Source organism: Raoultella sp. (assembly GCF_039594335.1).
Classification (GTDB): Bacteria; Pseudomonadota; Gammaproteobacteria; order Enterobacterales; family Enterobacteriaceae; genus Klebsiella.
In genome coordinates this window covers 12940-27185 of record NZ_JBCNNS010000063.1, presented here as the reverse complement: position 1 = coordinate 27185, position 14246 = coordinate 12940, and the positions used below count along the sequence as shown (strand labels likewise).

10 protein-coding genes and 1 pseudogene are annotated in these 14246 nt (G+C 55.1%); 5 read left to right on the top strand and 6 right to left on the bottom strand.

Annotated elements, in window-relative coordinates:
* Positions 1-244 (bottom strand): annotated as a pseudogene (locus tag ACZAHD_RS12890) (fumarate hydratase); the annotation flags it as partial.
* A 54-nt stretch (positions 245-298) separates the two neighbouring features.
* Positions 299-1810, bottom strand: a complete 1512-nt coding sequence (locus ACZAHD_RS12885; RefSeq protein WP_462457125.1) for an anion permease — start codon at positions 1808-1810, stop codon at positions 299-301.
* 638 nt (positions 1811-2448) lie between these two features.
* On the opposite strand from ACZAHD_RS12885, the gene ACZAHD_RS12880 reads away from it, so the two are divergent.
* The gene (locus ACZAHD_RS12880; protein WP_462457124.1) at positions 2449-5226 is read left to right on the top strand and encodes a flavocytochrome c; all 2778 of its coding nucleotides are present in this window, start codon (positions 2449-2451) and stop codon (positions 5224-5226) included.
* A gap of 79 nt (positions 5227-5305) precedes the next feature.
* On the top strand, positions 5306-6268 hold the full coding sequence (locus tag ACZAHD_RS12875; RefSeq protein ID WP_462457127.1) for an FAD:protein FMN transferase: 963 nt from the start codon (positions 5306-5308) through the stop codon (positions 6266-6268).
* Here ACZAHD_RS12875 and dcuR read toward each other — a convergent pair.
* Positions 6249-6968: a two-component system response regulator DcuR gene (dcuR, locus tag ACZAHD_RS12870; protein WP_462457123.1), complete on the bottom strand. Its 720-nt coding sequence runs from the start codon at positions 6966-6968 to the stop codon at positions 6249-6251. The genes ACZAHD_RS12875 and dcuR overlap by 20 nt on opposite strands.
* Positions 6965-8584, bottom strand: coding sequence for a sensor histidine kinase (locus tag ACZAHD_RS12865; protein ID WP_462457122.1), 1620 nt, complete (start codon positions 8582-8584; stop codon positions 6965-6967). The genes dcuR and ACZAHD_RS12865 overlap by 4 nt, the downstream gene beginning before the upstream one ends.
* Positions 8585-8758: 174 nt before the next feature.
* Here ACZAHD_RS12865 and ACZAHD_RS12860 point away from each other — a divergent pair, with 174 nt between their 5' ends.
* From ACZAHD_RS12860 to ACZAHD_RS12850, 3 genes are all read left to right on the top strand, one after another.
* Positions 8759-9679, top strand: a complete 921-nt coding sequence (locus ACZAHD_RS12860; protein ID WP_462457121.1) for an N-acetylmuramic acid 6-phosphate etherase — start codon at positions 8759-8761, stop codon at positions 9677-9679.
* Between the two features lie 270 nt (positions 9680-9949).
* Positions 9950-11608 carry a malate dehydrogenase (quinone) gene (mqo, locus tag ACZAHD_RS12855; protein WP_462457120.1) on the top strand — a complete coding sequence of 553 codons (1659 nt, stop codon included), beginning with the start codon at positions 9950-9952 and terminating at the stop codon, positions 11606-11608.
* 201 nt (positions 11609-11809) lie between these two features.
* The gene (locus tag ACZAHD_RS12850) at positions 11810-12736 is read left to right on the top strand and encodes a LysR family transcriptional regulator (protein ID WP_462457119.1); all 927 of its coding nucleotides are present in this window, start codon (positions 11810-11812) and stop codon (positions 12734-12736) included.
* Here the strand turns inward: ACZAHD_RS12850 and mdcH are convergent.
* The gene (gene mdcH, locus ACZAHD_RS12845; RefSeq protein ID WP_462457118.1) at positions 12726-13628 is read right to left on the bottom strand and encodes a malonate decarboxylase subunit epsilon; all 903 of its coding nucleotides are present in this window, start codon (positions 13626-13628) and stop codon (positions 12726-12728) included. The two genes, ACZAHD_RS12850 and mdcH, sit on opposite strands and share 11 nt — an antisense overlap.
* A complete protein-coding gene (locus ACZAHD_RS12840; RefSeq protein ID WP_462457117.1) occupies positions 13625-14245 on the bottom strand; it encodes a malonate decarboxylase holo-ACP synthase in 621 nt (206 codons plus the stop codon). Before ACZAHD_RS12840 ends, mdcH begins: the two co-directional genes overlap by 4 nt.
* Position 14246: the final 1 nt, after the last annotated feature.

Below are 14246 nucleotides of genomic sequence, written 5' to 3'. Positions count from 1 at the left end.
TTTCGCTGGCTTCCGGGTCGTTAAGGATATCGGCGACCTGCTGCTGGTGCGCCGGGCGCAACATAAAGGAAGCATCGTGGAAAGCGTGTTGTGCCAGAAGGGTCAGGGCTTCAGGTTCAACCTTCAGGATCTCCTGACCTTCGAATTCGGCCACGGAAACATGTTCTTTGCTCAGCAGATAGTATTCAGTCTCATCTTTTGCCAGCGGAAAGGGTTCCTGGTAAACAAACGGTTTAGTCGACATAGCTTAGCTCCCTAAGAGTAAAACCGCCGGAGGAGGGCCTCCGACGGTTATGAATCAGAACATCATGGACATCCACGGATAGCCAATCAGCAGCAGGGCGGCCAGGAAGATGGCGCCGAAGATGGTGCCGAGGCGCCAGTAGTCTTTGGTCGGCAGGTAGCCGCTACCGTAGTAGATCGGGCTTGGACCGGTACCGTACGGAGTGATGATGCCCATCACCCCGAGTGAGGTCACCATCAGCAGGACGAAAACCTGCATATTCATACCCGGAATGGTGGAAGCGATAGTCAGCATCGCTGGCAACAACGCGGTGGTGTGCGCGGTAGTGCTGGCAAACAGGTAGTGCAGGAGGTAGAACGCCAGCAGCAGCACAATAGTCGCGACTCCCGGGGAGATGCCGCTCATCAGCGCACCGCCTTCTTTACCCAGCCAGGCGATAAAGCCAGTGGAGGAGAGACCGTCGGCCAGCGCCACCAGGGTTGCGAACCAGACAAAGGTGTTCCATGCCGCTTTATTGTTGGTGATGTCGCTCCACGAAAGTACGCCGGTCCACAGCATTAGCACAATCACCAACAGAGCGGCCAACGCCGGTTCAATCCACTCGGCGGCGAAAATCCACATAGCGAGGGCGAAGCAGACAAACACCAGCAGCAGGATCTCATTGCGTGACAGCTTGCCCAGTTTTTCCAGCTCACGAGCGGCCCACAGCGGCACTTCGTTGTTGATTTTGACTTCGGGCGGATAGAACCAGTAAGCCAGCAGCGGCATAGCCAGGATCAACAGAATACCCAGCGGCAGGAAGGCGATAAACCAGGTGCCCCACGAGATATTGATGCCGACGATGCTTTTGACCAGTGCGAGGGCCAGCAGGTTTGGCGCCAGCGCGGAGAGGAACATCGAACTGGTGATACAGGCTGCGGTAATAGCCACCCACATCAGGTAGGAGCCGATACGACGCGCGCTGGGATCGTTCGGTTTAGAACCGTAGAGCGGCGGCAGGTTGGCGATAATCGGGAAGATTGTCCCGCCGCTACGCGCGGTATTGGATGGAGTAAACGGCGCCAGCAGCAGGTCAGCGAAGGTAATGGCATAACCTAGCGTCAGGCTGCGACGGCCCAGATATTTCACCAGGATCAGCGCCAGACGGCGACCGAACTGGGTTTTATCGTAGCCTGCGGCGAACATGAAGGCGCCAAAAATCAACCACACGGTGGAGTTACCAAAGCCGCTGACTGCCCATTTAAATGAGGCTCCGGCCAGTTTGAACTTTGGATCGGCCAACTGCGCTGGGTTGAAGAGCAACCACTGGCTGCACAAGGCGATGACCACCACCCCGGTAATACCGATCACGGCGCCCGGCAGGGGTTCAAAAATCAGCCCGACAATGACGCCAACGAAGATCGCAAAGTAGTGCCAGGCATAGGGCGGTAACCCGTCAGGCACCGGTACGAAGAGTAAAAGAACTGCAACAATAATGGGGAGCGCCATCATCAGCAGGCGGTTTTTATTTGCCGCCTTGGGACTGGCGGCACCGGCAGGCGGTATGGTTGTCTGTTTCTCTTTCATAATGAGTATCTGCGAGTAGTTGAAAATAGGGTTGTGCCACATCAAAACTAGTGGTTTTTTTAATTTCAAAACTTTCTTTACTTATTAATCTTTGGTTTTGATGATTTTCTTGACAGTTATTTAACGCATTTCTTTGGGCGTTAAATTTAATTTGTTGGTTATTTATATATTGCGCTTTGTTGCTTTATTGCAATTGATCAAGATCAATAAATACTGTGTGTGGAGACATTTTTTTATTTTAATAATAACCCTGCTGGATGAGGTGCTTATTTGTTTAAAATATCACTAAATGTTAATAGTTAATATTGTTGAAAGCATTTTCTAGTGCCGTATTTATTTTATGTTTATGATTTTATTGATTTTTATTTTGTGATTGATATGTTTTTTTATTTAACAATAGTGGCGAATATGTTATCGGTTTTTTGCTTTGTGTGAATATTGTATTTTAAATTAATAATACAATAGAGGTATTGATGTTATTAGCGGTGTTAAATAGTTTTTTAACTAACGTAATAAGTTTAGTAACTAAAAATATCGCTATATTATGTTCATGACAACAGGAATTAAGAAACACAACCAAAAAAACAATTCCGTCACCTTATTCTGAATTTTGAATATTTAAGATCTGGAGTGTTAATATGACCAGTAACCCACGTATATTGCGTCCTTTTACCTTACCGAATGGTACTGAATTAAAAAACCGTTTGTTAATGGCACCAATGACCACCTGCACCGGCTATTTCGACGGCAGCGTCACCAGCGAACTGGTGGAATACTATCGCGCTCGCGCCGGCAGTATTGGCGCCATTATTGTTGAGTGCTGCTTTATTGACGACTACGGTCTGGCTTTCCCGGGTGCCATCGGCATCGACAATGACCAGAAAATTGCCGGTCTGGCTAAAATCGCCGACGCCATTAAAGCCGAAGGGTCAAAAGCCATTCTGCAGATCTATCACGGCGGGCGTATGGTAGACCCGCAGCTGATTGGTGGCCGTCAGCCGGTGGCGCCGAGCGCGCTGGCCGCACCGCGTGAAGGCGCCGCGATGCCGCGTGCGCTGACCGCTGAAGAAGTTGAGGGCATGATCGCTAAATTTGGCGACGGTGTACGTCGCGCCATCCTGGCCGGTTTTGATGGCGTGGAAATTCACGGCGCTAACACCTATCTTATCCAGCAGTTCTATTCCCCTAACTCCAACCAACGCGATGACCAGTGGGGCGGCAGCCGCGACAATCGCGCGCGTTTCCCGCTGGCAGTTCTGGACATTACCCATAAAATGGCGAGCCAGTACGCCGATGATGCTTTTATTATCGGCTATCGTTTCTCCCCGGAAGAACTGGAAGAGCCGGGTATCCGTTTTGACGACACCATGTACCTGCTGGAAAAACTGGCGGCGCGCGGTCTCGACTATCTGCACTTCTCCGTCGGTGCGTCTCTGCGTCCTTCGATTGTTGATACCCACGATCCGACGCCGCTGATTGAAAAATATTGTGCGCTGCGATCTGACACTCTGGCTCAGATCCCGGTGATGGGCGTTGGCGGTGTGGTCAATGCGGCGGATGCGGAGCAGGGGCTGGATCATGGTTACGATCTGATTGCCGTGGGTCGCGCCTGCATTGCCTGGCCCAACTGGGCGGCGCGGATCGCTGCGGGAGAAAATCTCGAGCTGTTTATCGACAGCACCCAGCGCGAAGCGCTGAATATTCCGGAACCGCTGTGGCGTTTCTCGCTGGTTGAAGCCATGATCCGCGATATGAGCATGGGCGATGCGAAGTTTAAACCCGGCCTCTTTGTGGAAACCGTCCAGGACGATGTCAACGAACTGGTGATCAACGTCAGTCTGGAAAATGACCGCATCGCCGATATCGAACTGGCTGCCGGCCCGCGACAGAACGTGGAGTTTACCACCAGCTTCGAAGAGATCCGCGAACGCATTTTGACCGCCAATACGCCGCACGTAGACGCGATTTCTGGCGCCACCAGCCAGAGTGAAGCGGTGAAAAAAGCGGTGTCGAAAGCGATGCTGAAATCAAGTAAAGCGCTGGCGCTGGAAGAGGGCGGCGCAGACCTGACGCCGAAAAGCTATGACGTGGTGGTGGTCGGGAGCGGCGGTGCCGGTCTGGCCGCCGCCATTCAGGCACACGACGAAGGTGCAAGCGTTCTGATCGTTGAGAAAATGCCCACCATCGGCGGGAATACCATTAAAGCCTCTGCCGGGATGAACGCCGCAGAAACGCGCTTCCAGCGGGTAAAAGGTATTGCAGACAGCAAAGAGCTGTTCTATCAGGAAAGCTTAAAAGGCGGGCACAATAAAAACGACCCGCAACTGCTGCGTCGATTTGTGGAGAATGCCCCACAGGCCATCGAATGGCTGGCATGTCGTGGGATTATGCTCAATGACATCACCACCACCGGCGGGATGAGTATCGACCGTACTCACCGTCCGCGTGACGGATCCGCCGTCGGGGGATACCTGATCAGCGGCCTGGTACGCAATATCACTCGTCGCGGTATTGATGTCATGCTGGATACGTCGGTGGACGAAATCCTGATGACGCATGACGAAGTAAGCGGGGTACGTCTGCTGAATGATGAGCAGGAAAGTATCGTGGTCCAGACCAAAAGCATCGTGGTAGCGACCGGCGGTTTCAGCGCCAATAGCGCGATGGTAGTGAAATATCGCCCGGATCTGGCGGGTTTTGTCACCACTAACCATAAAGGGGCCACCGGTGGCGGTATTGCGCTGCTGGAACGGATTGGCGCCGGTACCGTGGATATGGGGGAAATTCAAATTCACCCGACCGTTGAGCAGAACACATCGTATCTGATTTCCGAATCGATTCGCGGTGGCGGGGCTATTCTGGTCAATCAACAGGGTAACCGCTTCTTCAACGAAATGGAGACCCGCGATAAAGTGTCTGCGGCGATCATCGCGCTGCCGGAGCATTATGCTTTCATCGTCTTTGATGAACATGTGCGGGCGAAAAACAAAGCGGCTGACGAATATATCGCCAAAGGTCTGGTGACCAGCGCCAGCTCGCCGCGTGAACTGGCGGAGAAACTGGGGATGGATTACCATGCCTTCCTCGCTACGCTGGAACGCTATAACGGCTTTGTTGAACATCAGCGCGATGAAGAGTTCGGTCGTACCACCGCCCTGCGTGCGCCGGTCAACGAAGGGCCGTTCCATGCGATCCGCATTGCGCCGGGGGTTCACCACACCATGGGTGGCGTGATCATTAATACAGACACGGCGGTACTGGATACCCATCACCAGCCGATCGCCGGCGCTTATGCCGCGGGCGAAGTGGTCGGGGGGATCCACGGCGGCAACCGTATCGGCGGCAATGCCGTGGCGGATATTATTATCTTTGGCACCCTGGCGGGCTACCAGGCGGCAAAACGCGCCAGAGGCTAACGCTCAGTGATAACAGGCCGGGTTCGCCCGGCCGATTCCCGACGGCTGCCTGCCCGGGTGACACAGAGGAGCTTCAATGATGTCTGACATCTCTGGCGACCAACGCCTCTATAGCTACTCCGCGGTTTTGATGGGGTCTCCCATTCTGCTCAAACTGTTTTCCCATGATGAAGCCCTGGCTTCCCGTACCTTTCAACTGATTAAACGTTACGAAGATCTGTTTACCGTCAACCGCGCACATTCGGAGGTGATGGGGATTAATCATGCCGCCGGCCGCCATCCGGTTAGCGTCAGCCGCCCGGTTTACCAGCTCATCAAATGCGCGAAAGCGGCCAGCATGGTGCAGGAGAGCGCTTTTAATCTGGCGATTGGCCCGCTGGTGAAGCTATGGCGCATCGGTTTTCACGGGCACAGCGTGCCGGCTGCCGCAGATATTGCCATGCGCTTAGCGCTGACCCGCCCGCAGGATGTTATCCTGGATGACGCCGCCAGCAGCGTTTTTCTCGCCCAGCCGGGAATGGAGATCGATCTTGGGGCGATAGCCAAAGGCTACATTGCCGACCGGGTCCGCGATGACCTGCAGCGCCAGGGCGTGGACGCGGCGCTGATCAATCTCGGTGGCAACGTGCATACCCTGGGGGCGTGGTCGATTGGGCTGAAAAAACCGTTCTCGGCCGACAATGCGCTGGTGGGAAGTATCGACGTCGTCGGCCAGTCGGTCGTGACATCCGGCATTTACGAGCGCTATTTTGAGCAGGATGGTCGACGCTGGCACCATATTCTCGACCCGCGCACGGGTTATCCGCTCGATAACGAGCTGGAGAGCGTCACCATTATTGCAGATGACTCGCTCGACGGAGATATCTGGACCACGTTGATCTTCGGTCTTGGAGTAGAAAAAGGCTGTGCGGCGTTGCGTCATCGCGAAGACATTGAGGCGATTTTCGTCACCAAAAATCGCGACATTATCCTCTCATCACAGCGCCGCTTTCGTTTCCAGTTACTTGACGACAGCTACCGGCTTACTGACTGTACTGCTTAAGCAGGCTGTACTGCTCGGCGACCAGCCGGTAACGATAGACCGGACGCCCGGTGGCGCCGTAGTGAATGCTGGTGTAGAGAATATTAATCTGCGCCAGCCAGATCAGGTATTTGCGGCAAGAAACGCGGGAAATATTGACCGCTACCGCCAGTTCGTCGGTAGAAAACTCGATGCCCGGATGGGCGTCAATCCACTGGCACAGCGTACGCAGCGTCTGAGCGGTTAAGCCTTTTGGCAGCTTGCGCGCGTCGCTGGCTTCCGGCGCATTGCCGTGGAGCAGGCGGTCAACATCGGCCTGTTCATAATAGGGCTGTCCGGTCATCAGTTTGCGTTTTTCGCGCCAGGCGGTCAGTGCCTCTTCGAAGCGCGGAAACTGGAACGGTTTGATCAGATAATCGACGACGCCATAGTGCATCGAGGTTTGCACGGTGGCGGCATCGGCGGCGGAGGTAATCATAATCACGTCAATAGGGCGGCCGGAGGCGCGGATGGTCGGTAGCAGATCCAGCCCGCTGTCATGCTGCATATAGACATCCAGCAGCACCAGATCGATCTCCTGCCCACTATCGTTAATCATCTCCTGGGCCTTGCTCAGCGTAGACGCAGTGCCACAGCAGCGGAAGCCGGGAATTCTCGCCACATACAGGCGATTCAGTTCGGCGACCATGGCATCATCGTCAACAATTAATACATTTATCACGCACGTTTCCTTTTACTATCCCAGGGAAGATGAACAAAAAATTGGGTAAAAACGCCAGGTTCAGACTCGACGGCGAGCGTGCCGCCCAGTTCACGGAGCTGCTGGCTGGCGAGAAACAGGCCAACGCCGCGATTCTCACCCTTGGTGGAGAAGCCTTTATTAAAGATGGCATCAATATTATCCGGCGGAATACCCGGCCCGTCATCGCTGACTTCTCCGCTCAGCCAGCCGTTCTGATAGTGCAGCAGCAGGCCGACTTCACCCTCGCTTTGGCCGCTCATGGCATCTAACGCATTCTCAATCAAATTACCCAGCACGGTGACCAGCACGGTAACTTGCTTTTCATTTGGGCAGTCGGGCACCAGGCTCTCTTCGGCTAAGTGAAGCGTGAAGCCGCGCTCTTTGGCGCGCTGGATTTTACCAATCAGGAAGCCCGCGACCACCGGTGATTTGATACGATGCTGAATTTCGCCAATGTCCGCCTGATAAGTATGGGCGGTTTGCAGCACATACTCCTCCAGCTTGTCATAACTTTTCATGTTTAACAGGCCGAGGATCACATGCAACTTGTTCATAAATTCATGCGAGGTGGTGCGCAGCGCATCAACATAGTTCACCATACCGTCCAGCCGCTGCAACAGCTGGCTGACTTCCGTTTTATCACGGAAGGTACTGATGGCGCCGACGATGGCGTTCTGGCTGCGTACCGGCACGGTGTTGCTGATCAGCAGGAATCCGTTGCAGCCGAGCTCGCGATCGTAAATTGGTTCGCCGGTCTGCAAGACCTCCTGCAGATCCGCCAGCAGCGGAGTGTGAGCAATCTCTTTGCCGGGGCCGCTCAGCAGAATTTCGCTGGCGGCCGGGTTGATCAGCGTGACGCGCCCCTCGACATCCACCGCGACGACCCCTTCTTTTAACGAATGAAGCATCGCCTGTCGCTGCTGAAACTGTGTAGAGATCTCCTGCGGCTCCAGTCCCAGCAACACGCGCTTGAGTCCGCGCACCAGGCTCCAGGTACCGATGCCACAGACCAGCGCGCTGAAGAGCACGGTTAGCAGCACGTCCCAGCGGCCTTTAGCAATCTGTTTATCCACTTTACTCAGCGAAATCCCGACCACCACCACGCCGATTTGCTGCTGTTGGTCGTTGAATACCGGGGTAAAGACACGCAGCGCCGGGGCCAGCACCCCGTGATTGATGGCGACATTCTCTTTGCCGGTAAAGGCGGGCTGAATATCCTCGCCGATAAATCGTTTACCAATAAGCTGGGCGTTGGGATGCGAATAGCGTACGCCGTGCATATCGGTCACCACCGCATACAGCAGATCGTTCCGCCGGGTGATGGCCAGCGCCAGGGGCTGGATAATCCCGCTCTGCGGCGGCTGCGTCAGGGCTTGCTTCACTTCCGGCATATCGGAGAATGTGCGTGCCACCGCCAGCGCCGTATCTTTGACGCCGTCGCGAGTGGTGTCGCTGATCTGTATAAACCACAGCGCGTAGACCAGCAGCAGGACTGAACCAATCACGCTGCTAATCATGAGCGTCACGGCGGTACTCAGCTTCATACTCATCAGACGTTTGCGCGCGGGCGGAATAGACTCCGCGATATCCTTCATACCATCCCCTGAACTGTTCAGTGAAGGGCTATTATCGCTGAAGGTAACCATTTCTTAAAGCTATGTAAAAAAGCAAAAACGGCGCTGAAAGAACCGGGAAGCGTGACCTTACTCGCAGGACCTTACAATAAATATCCTTATAGTGAATATGGAGTTATTTAAAAGGAGGTTTTTATGAGCAGTAAGCCAACCGCATCAATGATGGAACGACGCCACCCTGAAACCCGTCTCATCGACACGCTCGCCACCCTCGATATGCTGACCCTGCTGCATAAAGACGATCGGCAAATTGCCGACGCCGTCGGGGCCTGTTTACCGGAGATTGCCCGTCTCGTCGATAATGCCGCTGCCGCCCTGAGCCGGGGAGGACGACTGGTGATTATCGGCGCCGGAGCATCCGGCCGCGCGGCGCTACAGACGGTCAGCGAGTATGCGCCGGAAGAGAAACATTCCCTGGTTGGGCTCATTGCCGGCGGCCCGGCTGCCGCGCTGCAGGAGATGGAAACGGCCGCTCATGATTACGACCTCGGCGCACTTGAGTTGCAGGCTATCCATTTTTGCAGCAACGATATGCTGCTGGCGCTGACGGTTAGCGGAAAAACGCCATGGGTATGGGGCGCGATGCGTCATGCCTGGTCGCTCGGCGCGCCAATTGCGGTGCTGACACCGCAGGCAGAGAGTGAAGCCGCCCAACTGGCGGATATCATTATTGCGCCGCAAAGCGGGCCAGAAGCGGTGGCGGGGTTCGGTAACCCGAAAGCGCAGTTGGCGCAGCGGCTGATCCTCACGATGTTGACTACCGGACTGGCGATTCGCAGCGGCAGGGTTTACAGCAACCTGCGGGTCGATCTGCAGGCGACCAGTCCACGCTGGAGTGAACGCCAGATTGCCATCGTCATGACCGCCACCGACTGCTCGCGCAGCGAGGCTAAAGCCGCGCTGGCTAGCTGCAATCAGCACGTCCGGACGGCAATCCTGATGCTGATGACCGGGCTCGATGCCTGGCAGGCGCGGGATCTGCTGGCGGAAAATAACGATCGTTTGCGCCTCGCGCTGCAGAAGGCAAAGCGCTCGACGCTGAGTCGTGTCAATTGAATGATGCGGTGCGCAATCGCGCACCGTTATGCCGCGACGGCGATGGGGAATAAATAACTAAATTAAGCGGCGGGAATTATTGTATCCCTTAATTCTCGCTGTTATTTTCTGACTTTTATTTTCTCACGCAATATTTTACTTTTTTAAGTTAAAAAAGTGTTTATCAAAAATTGATTAACTGTGCGAAAAATGTAAATGATATTTTAAAATATAATAGAAATGCGTTAACATATGTGCACTTATTTCATTGTGCTATGCGATAATTCTATTATGCCTGCAATAAAAAAATCTCTTTTATCTGTGACCGCACTGGCGATGTTTGTCAGTACCGCGTCGTATGCGAATACTGATACCGCTCAAAAAACCGATTTTCTGCTGATTGGTGGCGGAATTATGAGCGCCTCTCTTGGCACCTGGTTGCAGGAATTACAGCCGGACTGGAAACAGGTGATGGTTGAGAAGCTGGATGGCGTTGCGCTGGAATCCTCTAACGGCTGGAACAACGCCGGGACCGGTCACTCAGCGAACATGGAGCTGAACTATACGCCGGAGCGCCCGGACGGTTCTATTGATGTCAGTAAAGCGCTGGATATTAACGAGCAGTTTATGATCTCTCGCCAGTTCTGGACGGCGCAGGTTAAACGCGGCATTTTGCACGATCCGCACGCCTTTATTAATTCCACTCCGCATATGAGTTTCGTCTGGGGTGATAATGTGGAATATCTGCAAAAGCGTTATCGCGCATTGCAGCAAACCACGCTATTCCAGGGCATGAAATTCTCTACCGATCACGCGCAAATTAAACAATGGGCGCCGCTGGTGATGGAAGGGCGCGATCCGCAACAAAAAGTCGCGGCAACCTGGACCCCGGTCGGCACGGATGTTAACTACGGTGAAATTACCCGTCAGCTGATCGGCAGTCTGAAGAAAAATAATAATTTCTCGCTGCAAACCTCTTCTGAAGTGACCGATTTTAAACGCAATGCCGATAATTCCTGGCACGTGACGATCAAAAACGTCAATAGTGGTCAGGAGCAGGCGATCAATGCGAAATATGTCTTTATCGGTGCCGGAGGCGGCGCGCTGAAATTACTGCAAAAAACCGGTATTCCGGAAGCCGATAATTATGCAGGCTTCCCGGTTGGCGGCTCCTTCTTGATGACTGAAAATCCGGCCGTGACGAAGCAGCATCTGGAAAAAGTGTACGGTCAGGCCTCCGTCGGCGCCCCGCCGATGTCGGTTCCGCACCTGGATGCCCGTTTCATTGATGGTAAGCGCGTGGTGCTGTTCGGGCCGTTTGCGACTTTCTCGACGAAATTCCTCAAAAATGGTTCATTTATGGACCTGCTGAGCACCACCACCACTGATAACGTGCTGCCGATGACCCACGTCGGTCTCGACAACTTCGATCTGGTGAAATACCTGATTAGCCAGGTGATGATGAACGATGATGACCGTTTTGCGGCGCTGAAAGAGTACTATCCGGATGCGCGTAAAGAAGACTGGAAACTGATCCAGGCCGGTCAGCGCGTGCAGATTATCAAGAAAGATGCCGATAAGGGTGGCGTCCTGAAGCTGGGTACCGAAGTGGTGGTTGATCAACAGAAAACCATTTCTGCGTTGCTGGGGGCATCGCCGGGGGCATCAACCGCGGCACCGATCACCCTTAACGTCCTTAAACAGATGTTCCCGGAGCAGTTTGCTTCTGCTCAATGGCAGAACCGTATTCATGCTATCGTACCGAGCTACGGGCAGAAGCTGAACGATAACCCGGCCCTGACGCAGCAGGTATGGGATGACACCGCCGCGACTCTGCAACTGGTGAAACCACCGGTCATCGACATGAGCAAGACTCAGCCCGCGATGACCACCGCCAGGCCGGTCGAGGCGAAACCTGCCGAGTCGGCGCAGCACGATATCGCGCTGTAATCTGATATAACGCACGCCAAAGAGAACGCCAGTTGGTTAATCACCGACTGGCGTTTTTTTTTGCGGCGGATGCCTCCGCGTACTTCCTTGCTCACTGTCTTCTCCGTCGCCGAACTTGCGCCCCGTTAAAACTTTCGCCGCAGATTGTGGTTATACTGGCTTGAATTGACAAGAAAAAGGCGGAAATGCGGGGCACAAGTAATGAAAGACGACATTAATCAGGAGATAACCTTCCGCAAACTGTCGATATTTATGATGTTCATGGCTAAGGGGAATATTGCCAGAACTGCCGAAGCCATGGGGCTGAGCGGAGTGAGCGTTCATCGGGCGTTGCATACCCTTGAAGAAGGGGTGGGTTGCTCGCTGTTTGTGCATAAGGGGCGAAATTTACTGCCACTGCCGGCGGCCTGGACACTACTGGAGTACTGCCAGGATGTGACCAGTTTAATGACCCGTGGACTGGAAGCCACGCGCAAGGTGGCTGGCGTCGGCCAGGGGCGTCTGCGTATCGGCACGCTCTACTCTCTGACGCTTGAGACGGTGCCGCGGATTATTATGGGTATGAAGCTGCGACGACCCGAACTGGAGCTGGATCTGACCATGGGATCCAATCAGATGCTGCTGAATATGCTGGAAGACGATGCTCTCGATGCCATTCTGATTGCGACCAATGAAGGGGAGTTCAGCAATTCTGCCTTTGATGTGGTACCGCTGTTTGAAGACGATATTTTCCTCGCTGCACCGGCAGCGGAAAAACTTGATACCGTGCTGCCTGCCGACCTGCGCGATTACGCAGACCGCAAATTTGTCTCGCTGGCCGAAGGTTTTGCCACCTATGCCGGGTTTCAGGAAGCCTTTCAGGTGGCGGCATTCGAACCCGCAATTGTGACCCGGGTGAACGATATCTTCTCAATGATTAGCCTGGTGCAGGCCGGCGTCGGTTTTGCGCTGCTGCCAGGACGGATGAAAAAAGTGTATGAAAACGATGTGCAACTGTTAAAGCTGGCGGAACCCTACCAGATGCGCCAGCTGATCTCTATCGTCTATGCCCACCATCGCGAGCGCGACGCCGATCTGCTGGCGCTGGCGGCAGAAGGGCGAATGTACGCCCGCAGCCTTAACCGTTAAGCCGCTGTGCCAGATGGCGGGCGACCTCCACGCCGCTGCTCTCAAGCGCAAGGCTCTCTCCTTGCCAGCCCGCCTGGCGAGTGAGGCAGGTCAGTACGCCGCCAGGCGGCATCTCTATCGCCAGCCGGGCATCGCGCTCTTGCGCCGCGATGATGGCATCCTGCCAGCGCACCGTCCGCGCCATATTCATCGCCAGATCGTCGGCGATCCGCTGCGGATCCCACAGTACCCGTGCGGTGGAACCGCTCAAATAAGCATACCGCGGGCGCTGTAAAGAGACTGGCGAGAATGCCTGCGCCAGCTTCGCCGCCGGGGCCTCCAGCAGCGCGCAGTGTGATGGAACGCTGACCGCCAGTCTCTGAGCTTTGGTGGCGCCGATGGCCAGCGCCTTCTGCGCCACGCGCGCCATTGCATCATCGGTACCGGCAATGACAATCTGCGTGTCGGCATTAAGGTTAGCGATGTAGGTTTCTCCCGCGATCAGCAACGCTTCCACCCGATCCCGCGTCAGCCCCATAATCGCGGTCAGGCCGTAACCGTGTGGATAGGCCTGTTCCATTAAATCGCCGCGTAGCGCCACCAGGCGCAGTGCGCTGGCGAAATCCAGCGCCCCGGCAATGACTGCAGCAGGAAAGGCGCCGATCGACAACCCGCTGACGATATCCGGCTGGACACCCTGACGCTGGAGTTCCCGCGCCCAGGCCACACCGGTGATGAGCAGGCACAGCTGTACGGCCCGGGTGTGTCTGAGCGCCTCGGCGCTATCTAAGGTAATGAGTTCTTCCCCGAGTACACCGCGGGCCACGGCGAAGATCGCCTCACGGTTGGGGATGGCGTCGAGCATGCCCGGACGCTGGCTTCCCTGACCGGGAAAGGTGAAGAGAATTTTCATGCTTCCTCCCTGTGCCAGGGCGTGGTGGTCAGACGCGCGCCCCGGGACGTTTTCAGCAATACGCGGCCATCGCGCAGCCATTCATTCAAGGCAAAGGCGCCGAAGGGCGTTTCAATCTGGGTGTCGGCCCGACACGGCAGCTTCTCAACCTGCGCCTGCCACAGACTGAGTTCATCGTCAGTCAGTGGCATCGGCGCGCGGATCAGCAAATCGAGATCGCTGTCGGCGTGCAGAACGGGAATTTCGGTGGCCAGCGCATAGCCAGTGCTGCCGGTAATGCCCCACAGCCACGGCCACGCAAAGGTGGTCAGTAAAATAGCCGCCTGAACCGGCGGCTGGGAAACAAACGGCGAGTGCAGCAGGCGTTCGCGTTCGGTAAGTGCTTCCGGTGTTACCACGCGGGAAACCGCCTCTGCTTTCACCCATCCGGCGGCGCGCTGTTCGCGTTTCATGCCGCGTACTCCCACCGGAATATCACCGTTTTCATTAACATCGCGCCGCACCACCACCGGTAAACCGGGGTGCCACTGGGTGACCACCCAGGCCTCCTGAACGGTCAGTAAGGCGTCGGCGTTGTTCAGCCACAGTAAATCGTGCGGGCGCGAAGTCAAGGTCATA